The organism is Shewanella sp. 38A_GOM-205m (genome assembly GCF_000518445.1).
Lineage (GTDB): Bacteria > Pseudomonadota > Gammaproteobacteria > Enterobacterales > Shewanellaceae > Shewanella > Shewanella algae.
On the sequence record NZ_JADP01000003.1, the window covers coordinates 297,903 to 313,913 of the forward strand.

Consider the following 16,011-nt stretch of genomic DNA (forward strand, 5'->3'; position numbering starts at 1 on the left):
TTCTCATAAATGACAGTTACTTATAGTCATCATCGTCGTCAAATTCGTCATCGTCGTCATAGTCGCCTTTCTCGGCCAGCTTAAACTCCGGGTCGTTATAGGGGCTTGGGACCGCCGCCAGGAAAGCCGCCAACTGTTGCGAGCCCTGATGTTCGGCAAAGATCACTTTCAAGGTGCGATTGATATGAAATGGATGCACAGGCAAGGCGCTGAGAACATTGAAATAGTCCGCGAGTTGCGGCAAAGCCTGCCTGTGCTGGCTGAGCGCCAAGGCTGCCTCGGCCAGCACAGGCTGCCCCTCGGCTCCCAGCAAACACCTGGCCTGGGGCAGACGGCAGTATGCCGCCAGGATGGCCGCAATCAACTCAGGCCCCTGCTCCAGACCCACGGCATAGTGGAAGAAGTCGTACTCGCTGTGCCGGTTCCCCAAACCATCGACAAAAGCAAACCAAAGCCTGCCAGGCTCAGTAACTGCACTATGAGTTATTTTCTGCTTCAAGCGGCCAAGCCAGCCGGCTCTGGTTGCTACAGGGGCTCTGGTTGTTACTGAGGCTAAGGGCGCTCCGCACGCCTCCCCCAGGCTCTGCTCCAATTTTGGGAGCACCGCCAGTAGCTGCTGCAAGAGTTGCAACCTGCCTTGATTTGATGTCAGATCGTCACAATAGAGAGTCACCCTGCCACTGGGGCAAGGCTCGGCCTGTAGTTGGCTGGGAATTTGCAGCGGCTTGGGTTGATAACTGCGGCAATTGAGCGGCAATTTTTGCTGTTCGGCGGCCAGCAGGCTCTGGGGCACAGCAGCTTGGGAATCGATGTCGACCGAGTAGTGACTGGGCTCATCGAGATCACCGAATGCCAACCAGAGCCGCCCTTGGTTAACCCCCTTAATCATGACCAGATCACCACCATAGTGGCTCAAGGGGCGCCACTGCCCCGCCGCATCTTGGCTGCCCAGTTGGTACAGAGGGGAAAGCCTCTCACCCTTCGGCGACACCTTTTGCATCACACCCCCTTTCCAGCCCAGCCAGAAGACTTGCTCCTGCTCGCAAAAATAGCTGCAAGTCAGGCTGTTGAGCAGTTGCTGCCATTCGTCGTTATCCTGATGGGATATCTCACCGGCGGCAATCCGCTCCAGCGCCTCCTGAACCGTTTCGGCATCATATTCATCACAGATATCGGCCATGGCCAGCAAGCGCACCCCGGCATCGATTTGACGGCCGAGATTCATATCTATCAGCTGCAACCTGGCTTCGTAACGCACAGGCTCGCCCTCGGTCTGATGACGGCTCACGCCATCGGCGGCCAGGGTAGTGATAAGGCCGTTGGCACGATTCTGGAACCAATAATCCTGCGGTGAAACCTGCACTGGAGCCGGTTTCCCCGGCAGAGGCTGTTCGGACCAGGTTTCGTTTGACGGGTCAAAATACACCAGTTGCTGAAAGCGGAAGCGATAACCGCCATGCTCATTGCGACCATAAAAGGCCACGCGTCCATCCCGGGTCAGAATCAGTGACTCAGGCTCGATTTCGGCACTCACAGGCCAATGCTGCACCGGCTCCATGGCCGCGAGATCGACCTTGAGCAAGCTGTGGCCGCGGCGCGCAGCGATGCCTACCCGCCCGACCACCCACAGGGTCTGTTTGTGGCTATCGAGCCAGGCCCCGGGGGTTCCGGAGATTTGTAAATCCAGCACCTGCTCACAACTGCACGCCTGATAATCGCAGACAAAAAGCAGTCCATTTTGGCCCAATGCCAGGAAGCGAGTGTCATCCAGCCATTGCAATAAGGCCAGCTCGCCATCCTCGGTTCCCGGCAACTCACATTGCCACAACAGGGTGTCGGCCTCATCAGCGCTCTGGATAACCTGAATAAGCTCAGGGCCGATAAAAAACAGCTTGGCCTGTTGCAGGCGGATATTGGTTCTTACATTGGCATTCATTGAGTTATTCCTGTGATTTGCAATCAGGCGGGGGAAATCGGCCAGGGCAAATCCTGGACAAAACGGCGATATTGGCGGCTCTTGAGCAGCCCCTGGCCGTGGCGCCGTTGAATAAGCGGCACTGAGTGCTGTTGATGGAAGGCGGCGCCTGGACCATCAGCCAGCATATTGAAGTAACGGGCCAACAAAGGCAGATAAGCTATGTCATCACCGGCCAGCGCCAGCACTGTGTCCGACAAGGCCGGCTTGTCGGCACCGCTGCGCAGACCTGCCGCATCGGGATAGGCCAGCAGCTTCTCAACGGCTTCGGCCAACAGCTCGGCGCCGCCCGGCACAACTATCAGCGCGGCCACAAACTGCGCCTCGGTCCATTCACTGCCATTTCTGTCATTAAAGCGCCACTCCAGGCGCTCACCCTTGGCGCTGTTTGGTAAGTCGGCCAGACGGCTGACCATCTCTTTGGCGCTGGCCAGCAAACACTCCCCCAGTTCCAGATAATCGGCCTCAATAATATTGAGCCCCGCCTCACCATGGGCCAGGCTCTGCTGCTCACTCATCACTAATTCAGGTTTAGGCCAGAAGTAACAGGGCAAACTCTGGCAATCGGCATCCCCTGGCAGCATGGGCGTGACAGTACTGGTATCCAGTGCATATATCTTGAACCCCACCAGCAGCAAGCGATTGGCCGTAGGTGAGGTCAATTGATAGTCATAGTGGTCAAAGGCTACCAGGGCAAAGGGATTGGCTTCGTCGCCGGGGAGTGGGCATTCGTTGGCGCGATAGCGAGGCGACAACGCCTTGAGGCGGAAGTGTTCCTCTGGTGCCAGATAGCCCTTAATCAGCTCGCCACTACGCAACCTCAGCCAAAAAGCGGCTTCATCCAGGGAAAGGCGGATACCACTCAGCCCGTCAGACAGGCTTTCGAGCGCGTCAGTCAGCTCTTCTTCATCACAGGCATCTTCACCGCTCCTGAGCGATTCAAGCAAAGTGGAAAAGTCATCCGGATCCAACAAGCCATCATGGCTGTCAAACCAAAACACCGGCTGTTGCCAAAGCACGTCAAGGGATTCGAGTGCCACCAGTTGCAACTGCAACCCAATGCGTGGACTGTCACCGCTCTCATCCAACAGACACTCAGAAACCGGCAATAAGGCCAACTGCCGCTCAGGGCAAAGGTGTATGCTCGAATAACGGCTAGCTTCAAGCTGCGGTTTGCCCTCAATCCGGTGAAATCGGCTCTGGCCATCGACCACATTGGTGCACCAGAAGCCATGCTCTCGCTGCGCCAGAGAGTCGCATTCACGCTCATAGAATAAAAAACAACCGTCTCGGCGCCGCACCATGGTGCTGCCAAGGCGGCGATCATCCAGATATTCAGGCAAGCAGATATCCTTAATAGGCCGCCAGTCGGCCAGCGACCAGCCCAGAAGACAGGGATATTCATCATCCCCTCTTGGCTGCTCGGCCACATACCAGAACTCGCCTCTGTCTTTATCCAGCCAACCATGACCATAGATGCCGACATTTGGCAGATTGACCATCAGCCGAGGCCCGGTTTCGATATCACCGGCATAGATCTGCCCGGAGCGGGTGGCGACCACAAATTCACTGTCGCTGTAGAAGGCGCTCAGCACCACTTCATCCTCGGCCTGGGGCAACTCATACTGCCAAAGCAATTGCTGACGGCCGTCAGCCAGCGGCGTCAACAGCTGCAACTGCGGGGCGCCGGCCTGCTTCGGGGAATGTAAAATCCATTTGGCAGCTGTCATTTGAGACTCCTGTTGTTAACAGTAAAGAGATAGCCGCGTCCGCAAATCGAAGTGGCATGATGAAATAGCCCCAAAGCACCCATCAAACATAAAAACAACTTGGCATGGCTAAGGGGGCTTGCCAGGTGCGTATGCAGAGCAAATAAAGGGGAAGGAAGCGTTTGGCCTAGATTAACCAGGAGCCTAATGGGAAACTGAACGACAATAGCAGTTTTCAAAACAATCCTTTTCGATGGCCTTAAGGCCTGGGCCCATCCAGGGCTCGCTTAAATTCAATTCGACCGCGATGATAAGCACAGTCAATACAGTCGAGGCGGCCGCCAGAGCATCCTTAAGATCCCTTGGCGGGAGGGTGGATTTTGACGATTCCAGCCATTGGAAACAAGTTAAAACGCCAACAAAGTGATATGAATCAATAAGAGAGAAAAAATTTACACCATAGTCAAAACCGACTAAACGGATAAAAAGCTCAGCTCACAGCGGCGAGAATGTCGGCGTGGCCAGGCGCGAGGAAACCAGAGCAACCGGGATATGCTGCTCCGGTGATGAAATAAGAACGGTTTCTGTGTCAGGCAAATCTGTCGTCGGAAAGAGTTTGCAACGGATCTTTGCCCTGTTCATACCAACCATCACGGGTATTTTGCACGCAATCAAATGCCTGAATATAAGGTTTGATATCTATGATGGGGGTGCCGTTGAGCATATCGATTCCCTTAACATGAATGCGGTTGCCCTCTAAACGATCAATCTCCAGTATCGACAGGCCTATGGGATTGGGGCGCTTGGGCGAACGGGTCGCAAACACACCGCGCAGTTGGTTATCGAGAAAAGGTTTAACCTTGAGCGCTCCCTGCTTGCATTGATGCAGATGAAACAGCACATAAACATGAGAAAAACCATCGAGGTCCGCCAGCCCTTCGGCATAGTCGGGATGGATCACCAAAACCCCTTGATTATCGGCGACCTTGCTGCCCTGAATCGGCATATTGGCCAGTTCTGTGTACTGGGTTTCGGCGTGGCCTATGGCGGTAAAGCTGACAACTTGCATAACAACTCCGTTGCAAATACAGAATTGCAGTCTACCTCAGCTTGGCAAAGGGGTCTTCAAAGCAACTCACATTCTTTATGGCAGGCTCAGCAAAGTCTCGCCATGAAAGTATTTCTGCCTCAGGCTCATCCCCTCCTCGGAGTTCAGCACCTTGTCCAGAGCAAGTTGGAATTGACTGACTAATTCAGTTGGCACCTTGGCACTGAAGGCATAGCAAAGGGGACTGTGATTGACCTTAATCAGAGGTTTCAGTATCTCAGGATCATAACCTTCTCGCATGAGGGTTTCGAGCAAGCTCAACCTATTAATGGATAACAGACGGACCCGACCATTGCTGAGCACCTTGATTGCCTGCTCCAAACTGTTGGTTCGCACCAGCATGGCCGAGTCAAAACCTTGGCTAAGAAGCAGTTGCTCCGCCGCATCCTCCCTGACGGTTGCCACCAGCATCTGCTTGGCATCATCCAACGTAGTCAGTGACAGACTGGATTGCTTGAGTGCGTATAGATTTTGCTCCGATTTGCCAATACCACAGACCCACTGAAACAGCGGCTCTCTGATTGGGGTGCGAGTAGTTGTAAACAGCACTACATCATCGCGACTCCCCAACATATAGTAGCCTCGGGCCCAAGGAAGCAACTCTATGGGCTGGGATTCTGTCGCCGTTTCTCGCCAGACGGCCCGCAGCAAATCGACCGAGAATCCGGCTACTTGGTCCTGTTCCTGACTGAAATTATAAGGCGGATACTCTTCTGTGAGATATCTAAGTTGACCAAGCCCCACAGCGGCCTGAACACTGTAACAATAGAGCAATAGCGGAAACAGCAAGCGCATAACTATCCCCCAGAAACAGAAACAGCAATACCAATACAAGTGTTATCAAAGACAACCCAATACACAAGCTCGAGCCTAACCAAGAGATAACTAAATGTTTAAAAAAATTTATACAACCAAAGCCGGAATTGAGAGCCAGACAAACATCAAACCTCATCAAGCCCCCTCTAAGCGCTAAAACTATTTTAAGCACCCCGAGCTCATAACGCCTAAAAACCTTTAAAAATAACGCCTTACTTCCTTAAAACGCAATTTGACCACCTATCAAGAATATGATTTTAAAGGTTTTATTTTTAGTAAAATTCCCGAGTGCCTATGTTAGCCTGCAGACGTTTTTATACCATTCAGCCAGGTGTTGCCCAACTCAGCCCCGGAGAAGCTCAAACGCGACACAGAAGTGGTATTAGTTAAAGGAAGTTGTATGGATTTTATCGATAAAGTTTTTCGGCCAGGATTTGAATGACGGCCGTTTTCGCCGCTGCCGCTTTTATCAGCCACTGCCAGCTAAGGGATGCCAGTTTCGAGGATTGCAGTTTCATTGAAAGCGGCGCCGTCGAAGAATGTCACTTCAGCTATACCGATCTACACGATGCCAGTTTCAATGCCTGCCACCTGTCTTTGGCCTACTTCAGCAGAACCAACTGCTTTTGCATAGCACTTAGAGAGTGTGATCTCAAGGATGCCAACTTTCACGGGCCCGTTTTTACAATCAAATCAACCATAAGATGTACTTCTGCTCGGCATTTATCTCAGGCTGCAACTTCACCTATGCCAATTTGAGTGGCCAATGCCAGGAAAAGAGCGAGCTGTTTGAAAACAACCGGAGCAATACCAACCTCAGCGGCGCTTCCTTTAAGGGGGCGGATTCAATCAAGGCATTTTCTCTTGTAACAGAGGGCAATGGGTTAATCTACGAAGTTGCGGCCTCAGCTTTTTCTATCTGGATAGGCTCATCCAAGAAGGGGCTATCCTTCCGCGGTAATCGGGATATTGGCCAGTTCCGTGTACTGGGTTTCGGCGTGCTCTATGGCGGTAAAGCTAACAACTTGCACAACAACTCCGTTGCAAATACAGAATTGCAGCCTACCTCAGCTTGGCAAAGGGGTCTTCAAAGCAACTCACATTCTTAGGGAAGTGCTTCTTGCAAAGGACTAAGGCCATTTACGGCTTACAGCCTTGCATCCAGACTTATAAGCCGACGCAGAGCACACATGGGATTTGTTCGCACCTTCTTTATGGCAGGCTCAGTAAGGTCTCGCCGTGAAAGTACTGTTTTCTGAGGCTTATGCCCTCTTCAGAGTTCAACACCTGATCCAGGTTAGCTTGAAAGCGCATTACCAGTTCAGGCGGCACCTTGGCACTGAAGGCAAAGCACAAGGGCCTGTGACTCACCTTAACCAAGGGCTGCATTATCTCGGGGTCGTAGCCCCCGTGTCTCAGAGTGCTGAGTAAGGTTAACCTATTGCTGGACAGCAAGCTGGCCCGGCCGCTGTTGAGCACCTTGATTGCCTGCTCCAGGCTACTGGTACGTACCAAAAAAGCCGGATCGAAACCCTGGCTCAGCAGTAACTGCTCGCCGACATCTTCCCTGACGGTTGCCACCAGCAAATGCTTGGCATCCTCCAACCTGGTCAGCGCAGGCGCTGAGCGTTTGAGCGCATAGAGATTCAGCTCCAGGGTGCCAAGGCTGCAGGCCCATTGAAACAGTGGCTCCCTCACCTGAGTGCGGGTTGTGGAAAACAGCACCACGTTATCGCGACTCCCCAACATATAGTAACCACGGGCCCAGGGCAGAAGCTCTATGGTCTGGGGCTCTGTACCTGTCAGCCGCCAAACGGCCCGCAGCACATCGGTGGCAAATCCGGATACTTCCCCATTATCCAGGCTGAAGTTATAGGGTGGATACTCTTCCGTGAGATATCTGAGTTGACCAAGCCCCACGGCAGCCTGAACGCTGCAACAATAGAGCAATAGCGGAAACAGCAAGCGCATAACTATCCCCCGAGACAACAGTATCTATTAAGTGTTGTCAAAGGCGGCCCAATATACAAACTCGGGTTACAATGCTTAGTAAGCTGTTGTATTCATATGTTTTTAAACAAAACCATTCGAAACGAGAGTCCTCGCATCCAGCAAGCCACGTCAGCAGCCCGTAAAGGACTTGAATTATTTTTCACGACGCCTTGAGCATGGAACACGCTTAAAGGCTCTCAAAATGTCGATTTACCCCCTTAAAATCGCGATTTAAGCACTTCTCAAAACCATGATTTTGAAGGTTTTATTTTTAGTGATATTCCAGAGTACCGATGTTAGCCTGCAAAGGTTTTTGGGAAGGCGCTAACAAAACCCATGCTTGCCTGCATAGGCAGAGCTAGCAAAGAGAGTTAGCGCCCTCCCTGGTTAAAGGAAGCCGTATGGATATTATTGATAAAGTTTTTCAGCAAGAGGATTTCTCACGCCAGGATTTGAGTGACAGCCGTTTTCGCCGCTGCCGCTTTTATCAGTGTGACTTCAGCCATTGCCAGCTAAGGGATGCCAGTTTCGAGGATTGCAGTTTCATTGAAAGCGGCGCCGTCGAAGGGTGCCACTTCAGCTATGCCGATCTGCGCGATGCCAGTTTCAAGGCCTGCCGCCTGTCTTTGGCCAATTTCAGCGGTGCCAACTGCTTTGGCATAGAGTTCAGGGAGTGCGATCTCAAGGGCGCCAATTTTTCCCGGGCCCGTTTTTACAATCAAATCAGCCATAAGATGTACTTCTGCTCGGCTTATATCTCAGGCTGCAACCTGGCCTATGCCAATTTGAGCGGCCAATGCCTGGAAAAGTGCGAGCTGTTTGAAAACAACTGGAGCAATGCCAACCTCAGCGGCGCTTCCTTGATGGGCTCCGACCTCAGCCGCGGCACCTTCTCCCGCGACTGCTGGCAACAGGTAAACCTGCGGGGCTGTGACCTGACCTTTGCCGATCTGGATGGGCTCGATCCCAGACGGGTCAACCTCGAAGGAGTCAAGATCTGTGCCTGGCAGCAGGAGCAACTGCTGGAACCCTTGGGAGTCATAGTGCTGCCGGATTAGTTCAAAGGCAGACTCAAGCGACAAGCGGGCAAATATCACTTGAGTTCCCGCTTGCAACAGGGCAGATTCAGCTATGGCAGAGCATAACCGCCGAAATGCCGTTTTCTCTGCTGTCGCAGCCGGCGTTATACCTTCCCTTCAAAGGAGGCATTATGAAGACTCAACTGCAAGCTGAACTGGCCCAGGTCAAGCGCTCTTTGGTAATCACTCAACTGCTTGGGGCCCCCGGCATGTTGCTCATAGGCCTGGCACTCTATGGCCTGGTTGTCGCCGAAGGTGATGCCTTCGCCCCGGCGCTCAATAACCCCATCAACTGCTATCTGCTGATCGCTATAGGCTCGGCCATCGCCCTCTGGGAAGCGTTGAAGGTCATTAAGCTCTCCAAAAAACAAACGCAGATCCGCAAACAGTTGGACAAACTTAACTAAGCCTCAATACCGGCAGGCTACCAAGAGCCCGCCCTCAGGAGAGAAAAGCCCATGGAACTGGAAATCCAAGTCACTTTTCGCACTGGAGACAGCATAAGAACCCGGCGTTACAAGAGTGAGCAAGGTGCGCTGCGCGGCATTTGGAAATGGCTCAGCAAGCATCAGGACAAGGCCGATATTCAGGCCAGCTTCTTTTCCCCCGAACTCGGCCACCGCGCCTTTGAGCATCCGGAGCAGCTCAGCGAGTTCGAGCCCAAGACCATAGATAACTTTTATCAATCCAGGGCCTGGCTGGCACTCAGATATCAGGTGCTGCAAACTCACGAACACAAATGTGTAGAGTGCAATCGCACTAAAGCCGAACACAATATAGTGCTGCATGTTGACCATATTTTGCCCCGCAGCAAGTACCCGCACAAAGCACTGGACATTAATAACATGCAAATACTTTGTGAGGATTGCAATCTGGGTAAGTTGGATAAATGATCACTATGACTTGTCGCCCTATTTAGGGTGAGGTATTCTGTAACCTGTTTGTAAAGATTGACTCAAGGAAGAGGGGCGGCCAAGGCTGTTGCAACAGGGACACCTCACAAAAATCAAACCTTTCCTTTATATGTCAATTGTTTGACTCGACTCAAAAAATTTTGATCTCAAACTGTTAGAGTCGCGGTTTAATTTATTATTCGCTTCTGCCGAGCCTGTGCCCTTGACACTGCTGTTGGCCGGAACTGTACCCCAGACCAGCGGCGCTTCGAGAGAATGCCACAGGGCGATCACAAGCCAGCACGGAAGTAGAACACCGAAAAAAACGGAAGTTAGCTCATGAAGAATATAATAATCGCTATCGTTTTGACCGGCCTGATGGCCTGCAGTACTACCCCCAACACCATAGTCTTCGACGGCAGCAGTGCAGAGTCGACCCAACAGGATGTCATCAGACTCATGGCGCAGCTGAACTCCCATGACAAGCAGGAATTTGTCATGGCCTTGTTGGCAATCCAACTGGCCGAGTTCGACACCCCATTGGCAGCGCTGAACCACTCGGATCGCAACGGCCAGATGGACTTCGGCCTGATAGGGCAAAAGATTAATGGTCTGGACTTTGAACAAGTGCTTGAACTGGCACACAGCAAAAGTGACAAGGCCAAGCCCCGCCAACCGCTGCCTTAACCCGGCAAGAGAAAGTTCTATCTCGGCTTCTTGGTGTGGTTTCAGATCATGGCGTTAAATCATGACTTTAAATCATAGCCTGAAACAATAACCTCTTTCTGCGGTCGGCTGCCCCGGCCGCAATCCCAAGCTGGCGCACTTGCCATAGGGCTCGGCGGCAAATAAAGTTAAGTGATTGAATTTATATTTGCCTTATGGTGGCAAACTGATTACCATGCGCCCGCATCGCTCACCATTCATTCACTGTAGAGGAGAAAACATCATGCAAAACACATCAACCTCCTTTGCAGGTCTTGTCCGCTAAATAGCAGAAAGCTATCCACTGATTTCATAGCTTTCAAGTAAAGCTATCGCTTCGGTCAACTGGCCTGCCAATACGTTTATCGTTTAAATCCTGTTTAAAGGAATTGGTCTATGGGCAGATCCGTCCAAAAACTTACTGAAAGCGTCAGCCTGATTGCATCCAAAGAAACCTGGGTAGAAGGGCTGGCAATACAACAACTGATAAAAACCTCTGAATTGGACTGTATGCAGCACGTGGCAGGAATGCCGGATCTGCACCCCGGCAGAGGCTATCCCATTGGTGCGGCGTTTTTTGCCGTCAACAGAATCTATCCTGCCTTGGTCGGCAACGACATTGGCTGCGGCATGTCACTGTGGCAGAGCTCGCTGAAGCTATCCAAGGTCAAGCTGGATAAGATGGCGAACAAGTTCAAACAGATAGAACAGCCTCTGGATGAAACCTGGGCGCAAACAATTGCCGAGCGCAAGCGGGAAAAAGGCATAGCGATCACAGGCTTTGACCAGGCGCTTGGCACCATAGGCGCCGGGAACCATTTTGCCGAGTTTCAGGCGATAGAAACTGTCTATGACCAGGCGGCGCTGCAAGAGCTGGGGCTGGACAGCCACTATATGCAACTGCTGGTGCATTCCGGCTCCAGAGGCCTGGGGCAGGCCATTTTGCAGGAACATATCCGCCGCCACAGCCACCAAGGCCTGAGTCCGGAAGATAGCGAGTTCAGCGACTATCTGGCCAAACACGATGAGGCGCTACGCTGGGCCGAATTGAACCGCGAGCTGATAGCCTGTCGCTTCCTGGAAGCGATCAACAGCTCTGGCAGCTTGGTGTTGGATGTGAACCACAATCTGGTATCCCCCAAGTGCATAAACGGAACCCAAGGCTGGCTGCATCGAAAAGGCGCCACCCCGAGCGATAAGGGTTATGTGGTGATCCCGGGATCCCGCGGCGACTACAGCTATCTGGTGAAACCCTGCGCTGCTGCGGGCAACGCTGCCGATATCAGCCTGTTTTCCCTGGCTCATGGTGCCGGGAGGAAATGGCAGCGCGGCGAGTGTCAGGGCCGTCTGGCGCACAAGTTCAGCCGTGAAGATCTCTACCTCACCGCCCTGGGAAGCCGGGTGATCTGCGGTAACAAGACACTGCTGTATGACGAAGCGCCCCAGGCCTACAAAAAATGTGCGACTGTGGTTGGCGATATGGTCGATGCCGGTTTGATTGAGGTTGTTGCCAGGCTGCGCCCTGTGCTGACCTTCAAAACCAACGGGGAGTGCTGCTGATGATACTACTGCAACTATCGGCCGGAACCGGCCCGATTGAATGCTGCCGCGCCGTGGCCCTGGCGGTGCAAACCATAGAGCGGGAGTGTCAGGCGCAAGGCATAGGCTGCGAGTTGTTGGAGGTGACTCAGGCAAACGCTAAAACCGGCGTCGCCTGCTTCAAGTCGGCCTTGCTGCAACTCAGTGCCAATGACGAAGCCAGGGCCAAGCACTTGGCGCTGTCTTGGCAGGGAGCCATGCTCTGGAGCTGCCAAAGCCGCTTCAGGCCCGGGCACAAACGCAAAAACTGGTTCTTCAGCGGCCAGATGTTTGAGGTCAATGACAAGACTCTGGATAAGCAAATCCACTTTCAGGCCTGCCGCGCCTCGGGCGCCGGAGGGCAACACGTGAACACCACAGACTCGGCCATCCGCGCGACCCATATTGCCAGCGGCCTGTCGGTGCGGGTTGAAACCGAGCGCAGCCAACATGCCAACAAACGCCTGGCAACTGCCTTGCTGTTTCAAAAGCTGGAGGCGATGAAGCAAGAGCAAATGAACCGGGAAGAGCAACAGCGTTGGCAACAACACTGGGAACTGCAGCGGGGCAATCCGCGAAGAAGCTTTAAAGGCGAAAAGTTTATTCCGCTCGACTAAAGCTTAGGTAAAGGAACAGGCCGGGAGCCGGGATTGGCGCTCGGGCCTGCTTCCTATCTGTCACTGCGGCTCACTCAGCTGGGTCTATCAGTTACGCCACCTTGAGCAAATCCATATTCTTGGCCAATGCCTGCATTCGCGGCGCCACGATTTCAAGGGTAAACAGCGCCGCCTTCTGACGGGCCTGATGGCGCTGGCTCGGCTCCAGCATGGCCTCAATATTGCGGCTGCGCGCCACGGCAACATCAGATTCGGAGCACTGGCTGGCAACACGGGCCCAAACATAGGCCTCGGCCAAATCGCCTCTGGCAGCATACAGCATGGACAAACGATACTGGGCAGCGGGCTCACCTTGTCTGGCCGCCATCAGATAACTGTCGATGGCGGCCTCGGTATCGGCCGCTATGCCTATGCCATGCTCCAAACAGTAGCCCAGATTCAAGGCCGCCAGCTTATCCCCATGTTCAAGCCCCTGCCGAAAGCAGGCGACAGCCTCGGCAAAGCGCTGCTGCTCGGGAAGGTCAATCGGCCAATCTTCGCCATTGGCGGGTTCTCGCAGCAACATCAGCCCGCGGGCGGTAATGGCGTTGGCAATGCCGCCCTGCTCCGCCGCGGTAAACAACTCAAGCGCCGAGCGGTATTCGGGTTTACCTCCCAGCCCCATCAGCTGCATCATCCCCAGATAATAGGCCGCCGCCGGGTCCTGCTGTTTCTGCCAGGCCCTAAGACACCAACGCTTGGCACTGCCCACAGTCAATCCCACAGGTGTTACCCCGATACGGCTGAGGTTATGTTGAAACCAGGCCTCGAGTGGCGTCAACCCTTGCCAAGCCTCAAGCAAACGCCGATAGTGCCGTGGTTCGCCTTCTGCATAAATTGCCGCACTGGGCGCATCCCAGTAGGTAAACAAGCGCTCGCTGCCCTGCTTATCCAACCAGCCCTGCATCATGGTCGGCTTACGCCGCGTTTCAACCAGCCACATAACACCCAGGGTCAGCGCCAGCAGCACCACAATAAACAAAATCGGGCCAAGCTCTTGATCCATGTTTTGTATCCCTACCGTCATCAGCCAAACAGTTTCGATGAAACCATTTAGAAGCTATTTTTAAAGTTCCATCTCATTGATTTGGGGGGCAATATCCAAATAGCGCTCACACCTTGCCAATAACTGTGCTTTGTAGCTCGCCACAAACGCCTGCTCATCGTTATCCAATCCATTGAGCATTGCGATAACACCGTCTATTTCTTGGCTTATTCTGGTCGCCATTCTGGTTAGGCTGTTGCTCACCAAGGCTCTGGGTAACCCTATATCCTCGCTGAACGCGGCCAATTGATAGGCGTAGATCTTGTCTGGGTCGAATTCATCATCAATCGCCATCGCCAGCTCTTGCTCAAATTCTTCATACAAGGCCACGCAAACCAAGTCATACCAAGGCGTAGGCACCATACCTGTCGGTGTCATGAAGAAGGAGTAGTTTTTACCATGAGCATCGGCGTTGCCACTCAGTAGATTAAACAGCGTCCACTGCAGCATATCCTGTTTGGCCGCCGCCGGATTAGCGCATTGCTCCGCAAGAGCAAACAGCCTGGGCAGGCTAACACCTTCGCGAATATCTCTGACATCACGGCCATTACCAAAATTTCGTTCGTATTTCTTATTCACACTAAAGCCAAGGGCTTGGCAGCTATCGATAATATGCCTTCTCAGCACCCGCTGTTCAGCGGGCAAATAGCGACGATCAAAGCGTTCGACACACAATGATTTGTGCCGGCCAAAATGGCGGATCTCAACATTCGCGACATTCATGGCTATCGCCTTCGCCAAACGCATAGTGAGAAACTCGTTGATGACTAAATGCCGCTGCTTTTCGAACTTCAAGATATGGGTCGATGATAAGGCGCCTTCACCGAAACCAAATTGCTTACCGTTGTAGAACAGATTCAGTTTCGACTGTACCCCGGCTACCGACAGCCTGGGCTTGCCATCCCACACCTCCATTGGCCAGAGCTCAGGATCTTCCAGGCGCAAAATGATTTCATCATCACTGATTTCTCGAAATGCCGTCTGTGGCAGTTCAGTCCCCTTGAGAGAAAAGGCAACGGCACCGGCAGTATCCAAGCCAATGGCTCGGATAAGGGCAAAGGTATTGCCCCTGGATACACCGAGAGATTCGATGAGGTAATCCAAGCCCCTGTTTTCAGGCAACAGGTTGCCGAGAAACATGGCGATCTGTGTGCTGCTTCCTGTGCCATCCAAAGGGATCATGGGTGATATGGGAAAGCCGTTTTGCTGCCAATCTTGGCTGTAACTGACGGCAAAACTCTCGGTGGCGGGATCGAATGACAACTCACCTATGATTCGATCACCAAGATGCATATCCAAGACAAGGTTTGCTGCTCCACTCATATCTAGTACCACCCGGTCGAATCAACATCAGGCTTGGGCTGCGCCAGCAGACTGATCCCCAAACCATCGAGTATCTTGAAGACAGTAGAGATGTAGACATCTTCACCCTTCTCGACCCGGATGAAGGTTTTCTTGGTGACACCACAAAGCATTGCCGCCACATCCAGAGTGAGTGCAGCTTCTTTTCTACGGGCCTTAATTAAAGCGCCCAATGAATGTGGAGTTAATGGGGAGACCATAAGATAGACTCAAAGTATACTTTGCTACACTTTAGCCGTGTTTTAGGGGTGACTCAATATAAAAGTGTACCAACATACACTTTTATACTTTTGGAGACTCGATACAACGAAAAAGTGTACTCAAATACACTTTTTCATCCATTCAAGCCGAAAATGCCTTAAAAGTGTAGTTTGTTACACTTTTAAGGCGCTGAAATCACCTTGTTAGCTACTGTGGGAACAGACCGGCGATACCGGCGATAATGGCTGCGGGCAGGATTGCCACCACAGCAAGCACAGCAACGGCGCTGCCGAGGCAGCCGGAAAGCTGGCTCTGCCTGGCCTTAAGCTCAGCCTCTTGTATCGGCCCAAAGGCCTGCTCAGCCGCCTGAATTCTTTGCTGCAACTGCCGCTCGGCAGCAAGGGCCATCTCTTTGGTGTCACAGGGCTGCTTTTCAGTGACCAGGGCCAACTCGCCCTTGAAAGCATGGCCGGTAAAGCGATAGTTGCCTTCAGAGAAGGTCTTCTTTTCAAACTCGAGCCCGAGCACGGCATTACAGCCACACTGCTTAGCCAGTTCTTCTATATACTGGCGCCCCTTGGCCGGATCTTTGAAAAAACGGGTCGGAATAGGCAAGCGCAACGCGGCATCACCATGCTTGGGATTGCTACCCTTGGAGGTGAAGAAATTCAGTAGTCGTTCTCTTATATAGACCTCAGGAATACGGACCTGCTTGGCAGACAATCCCTTTGGGGTTGGCGTAGGGTCAAACTCGACCACCACATTCTTAGGGAAGGTGCGAACAAGTCCCATGTGTGCTCTGCGTCGGCTTACGGGCTTGGATGCAAGGCGTGGTTCGCCGCAAATGGCCCTAGTCCTTTGCAAGAAGCACAACACAGCAGGCAGGCCTGTA

15 protein-coding genes and 1 pseudogene are annotated in these 16,011 nt (G+C 52.8%); 7 read left to right on the plus strand and 9 right to left on the minus strand.

The window, feature by feature from the left end; translation table 11 throughout:
* Positions 1–16: 16 nt before the first annotated feature.
* From N512_RS0104470 to N512_RS0104485, 4 genes are all read right to left on the minus strand, one after another.
* Positions 17–1,936 carry a hypothetical protein gene (locus N512_RS0104470; protein ID WP_028779549.1) on the minus strand — a complete coding sequence of 640 codons (1,920 nt, stop codon included), beginning with the start codon at positions 1,934–1,936 and terminating at the stop codon, positions 17–19.
* 23 nt (positions 1,937–1,959) lie between these two features.
* Positions 1,960–3,705 (minus strand): hypothetical protein, encoded by a 1,746-nt coding sequence (locus N512_RS0104475; protein ID WP_028779550.1) that lies wholly within the window; start codon positions 3,703–3,705, stop codon positions 1,960–1,962.
* A gap of 568 nt (positions 3,706–4,273) precedes the next feature.
* The gene (gene tsaA / locus N512_RS0104480; protein WP_020442393.1) at positions 4,274–4,753 is read right to left on the minus strand and encodes a tRNA (N6-threonylcarbamoyladenosine(37)-N6)-methyltransferase TrmO; all 480 of its coding nucleotides are present in this window, start codon (positions 4,751–4,753) and stop codon (positions 4,274–4,276) included.
* Between the two features lie 75 nt (positions 4,754–4,828).
* On the minus strand, positions 4,829–5,587 hold the full coding sequence (locus N512_RS0104485; RefSeq protein ID WP_028779551.1) for a substrate-binding periplasmic protein: 759 nt from the start codon (positions 5,585–5,587) through the stop codon (positions 4,829–4,831).
* A gap of 425 nt (positions 5,588–6,012) precedes the next feature.
* Here N512_RS0104485 and N512_RS22245 point away from each other — a divergent pair.
* Positions 6,013–6,539: pseudogene (locus N512_RS22245) on the plus strand (pentapeptide repeat-containing protein); the annotation flags it as partial.
* A gap of 281 nt (positions 6,540–6,820) precedes the next feature.
* Here the strand turns inward: N512_RS22245 and N512_RS0104495 are convergent.
* The gene (locus N512_RS0104495) at positions 6,821–7,579 is read right to left on the minus strand and encodes a substrate-binding periplasmic protein (RefSeq protein WP_028779553.1); all 759 of its coding nucleotides are present in this window, start codon (positions 7,577–7,579) and stop codon (positions 6,821–6,823) included.
* Positions 7,580–8,001: 422 nt separating this feature from the next.
* Here N512_RS0104495 and N512_RS0104500 point away from each other — a divergent pair, with 422 nt between their 5' ends.
* The 6 genes from N512_RS0104500 to prfH all read left to right on the plus strand — a co-directional run bounded on the left by N512_RS0104500 (position 8,002) and on the right by prfH (position 12,472).
* Positions 8,002–8,658, plus strand: a complete 657-nt coding sequence (locus N512_RS0104500; protein WP_024266192.1) for a quinolone resistance pentapeptide repeat protein QnrA3 — start codon at positions 8,002–8,004, stop codon at positions 8,656–8,658.
* A 152-nt stretch (positions 8,659–8,810) separates the two neighbouring features.
* Positions 8,811–9,086, plus strand: coding sequence for a hypothetical protein (locus tag N512_RS0104505; RefSeq protein ID WP_037474151.1), 276 nt, complete (start codon positions 8,811–8,813; stop codon positions 9,084–9,086).
* 51 nt (positions 9,087–9,137) lie between these two features.
* Positions 9,138–9,572: an HNH endonuclease gene (locus N512_RS23690; RefSeq protein ID WP_020442396.1), complete on the plus strand. Its 435-nt coding sequence runs from the start codon at positions 9,138–9,140 to the stop codon at positions 9,570–9,572.
* A 339-nt stretch (positions 9,573–9,911) separates the two neighbouring features.
* Positions 9,912–10,259, plus strand: a complete 348-nt coding sequence (locus N512_RS0104515; RefSeq protein ID WP_025011793.1) for a hypothetical protein — start codon at positions 9,912–9,914, stop codon at positions 10,257–10,259.
* A gap of 414 nt (positions 10,260–10,673) precedes the next feature.
* Positions 10,674–11,837, plus strand: a complete 1,164-nt coding sequence (locus tag N512_RS0104520) for an RNA ligase RtcB family protein (protein ID WP_028779555.1) — start codon at positions 10,674–10,676, stop codon at positions 11,835–11,837.
* Positions 11,837–12,472, plus strand: a complete 636-nt coding sequence (prfH, locus tag N512_RS0104525; RefSeq protein WP_028779556.1) for a peptide chain release factor H — start codon at positions 11,837–11,839, stop codon at positions 12,470–12,472. Before N512_RS0104520 ends, prfH begins: the two co-directional genes overlap by 1 nt.
* Positions 12,473–12,563: 91 nt before the next feature.
* Here prfH and N512_RS0104530 read toward each other — a convergent pair whose 3' ends face one another.
* The 4 genes from N512_RS0104530 to N512_RS0104545 all read right to left on the minus strand — a co-directional run bounded on the left by N512_RS0104530 (position 12,564) and on the right by N512_RS0104545 (position 15,911).
* Positions 12,564–13,517: a tetratricopeptide repeat protein gene (locus tag N512_RS0104530; RefSeq protein WP_028779557.1), complete on the minus strand. Its 954-nt coding sequence runs from the start codon at positions 13,515–13,517 to the stop codon at positions 12,564–12,566.
* 60 nt (positions 13,518–13,577) lie between these two features.
* The gene (locus N512_RS0104535) at positions 13,578–14,879 is read right to left on the minus strand and encodes a HipA domain-containing protein (protein ID WP_028779558.1); all 1,302 of its coding nucleotides are present in this window, start codon (positions 14,877–14,879) and stop codon (positions 13,578–13,580) included.
* 2 nt (positions 14,880–14,881) lie between these two features.
* The gene (locus tag N512_RS0104540) at positions 14,882–15,118 is read right to left on the minus strand and encodes a helix-turn-helix domain-containing protein (protein WP_028779559.1); all 237 of its coding nucleotides are present in this window, start codon (positions 15,116–15,118) and stop codon (positions 14,882–14,884) included.
* A gap of 208 nt (positions 15,119–15,326) precedes the next feature.
* Entirely contained in the window at positions 15,327–15,911 is a 585-nt protein-coding gene (locus tag N512_RS0104545; RefSeq protein ID WP_156029062.1) for a cold shock domain-containing protein, read from the minus strand.
* Positions 15,912–16,011 lie beyond the last annotated feature (100 nt).

Coding starts and splice junctions, on each gene's coding strand:
- N512_RS23690 (WP_020442396.1), top strand. CDS start 9,138: ATGGAACTGGAAATCCAAGTCACTTTTCGCACTGGAGACAGCATAAGA.
- N512_RS0104530 (WP_028779557.1), bottom strand. CDS start 13,517: ATGGATCAAGAGCTTGGCCCGATTTTGTTTATTGTGGTGCTGCTGGCG.
- N512_RS0104505 (WP_037474151.1), top strand. CDS start 8,811: ATGAAGACTCAACTGCAAGCTGAACTGGCCCAGGTCAAGCGCTCTTTG.
- N512_RS0104540 (WP_028779559.1), bottom strand. CDS start 15,118: ATGGTCTCCCCATTAACTCCACATTCATTGGGCGCTTTAATTAAGGCC.
- N512_RS0104515 (WP_025011793.1), top strand. CDS start 9,912: ATGAAGAATATAATAATCGCTATCGTTTTGACCGGCCTGATGGCCTGC.
- N512_RS0104545 (WP_156029062.1), bottom strand. CDS start 15,911: ATGGGACTTGTTCGCACCTTCCCTAAGAATGTGGTGGTCGAGTTTGAC.
- N512_RS0104475 (WP_028779550.1), bottom strand. CDS start 3,705: ATGACAGCTGCCAAATGGATTTTACATTCCCCGAAGCAGGCCGGCGCC.
- N512_RS0104470 (WP_028779549.1), bottom strand. CDS start 1,936: ATGAATGCCAATGTAAGAACCAATATCCGCCTGCAACAGGCCAAGCTG.
- N512_RS0104535 (WP_028779558.1), bottom strand. CDS start 14,879: ATGAGTGGAGCAGCAAACCTTGTCTTGGATATGCATCTTGGTGATCGA.
- tsaA (WP_020442393.1), bottom strand. CDS start 4,753: ATGCAAGTTGTCAGCTTTACCGCCATAGGCCACGCCGAAACCCAGTAC.
- N512_RS0104495 (WP_028779553.1), bottom strand. CDS start 7,579: ATGCGCTTGCTGTTTCCGCTATTGCTCTATTGTTGCAGCGTTCAGGCT.
- N512_RS0104485 (WP_028779551.1), bottom strand. CDS start 5,587: ATGCGCTTGCTGTTTCCGCTATTGCTCTATTGTTACAGTGTTCAGGCC.
- N512_RS0104500 (WP_024266192.1), top strand. CDS start 8,002: ATGGATATTATTGATAAAGTTTTTCAGCAAGAGGATTTCTCACGCCAG.
- N512_RS0104520 (WP_028779555.1), top strand. CDS start 10,674: ATGGGCAGATCCGTCCAAAAACTTACTGAAAGCGTCAGCCTGATTGCA.
- prfH (WP_028779556.1), top strand. CDS start 11,837: ATGATACTACTGCAACTATCGGCCGGAACCGGCCCGATTGAATGCTGC.